Raw genomic sequence first — 786 nt, 5'->3', positions numbered from 1 at the left:
TGCCGTGGTCTAATTTGCCTGGACACCTCAATAGGTGGAAAATTCACCATCTGAGGAGTTAAAGCATGACAACAAGAAAACGCAAGACATTCGATCCGAGCCTGAAGCTGGAGGTGGTCAGAATGATCAAGGAACAGGGCCTGAGCATCCAGAACGTCAGCGAAAGCATGGACATCGGCCAAACTGCTATCCGGCGCTGGCTGGCGCAATACAGTGCCGAGCAAAGCGGCCAGCCGGGCATCGGCAAACCACTCACCGCCGAGCAGCAGCGCATTCGGCAACTCGAACTGGAAAATCAGCAATTGCGGCAGGATGTGACCATCTTAAAAAAGGCCTCGGCCTTCTTTGCCCGCGAAATGAAATGATCTATCAGCTCGTTCATCAACTGCAAAAGGAGGCCATTCCGGCCCAACAAAGCTGCCGCGTTCTGGAGGTAAGCCGATCAGGCTACTACGCCGCGCAACGACGCTCCGCCAAACCGGCGGTGTGCAAGGCTAGCGTGCATCTGAAAGCCGAATTTCAAGCCAGCGGGCAAAGCTACGGCAGCCGCCGTCTGGTTTCGGCCATGGCCAACGCCGGCTTCCACATCGGGCGCTACAAGGTGCGCCGTTTGATGCGCCAAGCGGCTTTGAAGCCCGTCTGGAAACGCAAGTTCGTTCACACGACGGACAGTAAGCACGACCTGCCGATCGCCGCCAATGTGCTGAACCGGCAGTTCAATCCGCCCGCGCCCAACATGGCATACGTATCGGACATCACGTACATCCGCACCGGCTCCGGCTGGCT

General features: G+C 57.4%; 2 protein-coding genes. Both read left to right on the top strand.

Annotated elements, in window-relative coordinates; genetic code table 11:
• Positions 1 to 65 precede the first annotated feature (65 nt).
• Positions 66 to 365 carry a transposase gene (locus GTP77_RS29765; protein ID WP_161075748.1) on the top strand — a complete coding sequence of 100 codons (300 nt, stop codon included), beginning with the start codon at positions 66 to 68 and terminating at the stop codon, positions 363 to 365.
• Positions 362 to 786, top strand: a 425-nt coding sequence (locus GTP77_RS29760; protein WP_161075747.1) for an IS3 family transposase, incomplete at its 3' end; no start/stop codon positions are given. The genes GTP77_RS29765 and GTP77_RS29760, both read left to right, overlap by 4 nt.

The sequence above is a fragment of the Pseudoduganella aquatica genome (assembly GCF_009857595.1).
In the GTDB taxonomy this organism is placed as follows: domain Bacteria; phylum Pseudomonadota; class Gammaproteobacteria; order Burkholderiales; family Burkholderiaceae_D; genus Rugamonas; species Rugamonas aquatica_A.
This window is presented reverse-complemented; position numbering and strand designations above follow the sequence as displayed.

Bases quoted from the DNA above. Each gene is read 5' to 3' on its own strand.
- GTP77_RS29765 (WP_161075748.1), top strand. From the start codon at position 66: ATGACAACAAGAAAACGCAAGACATTCGATCCGAGCCTGAAGCTGGAG.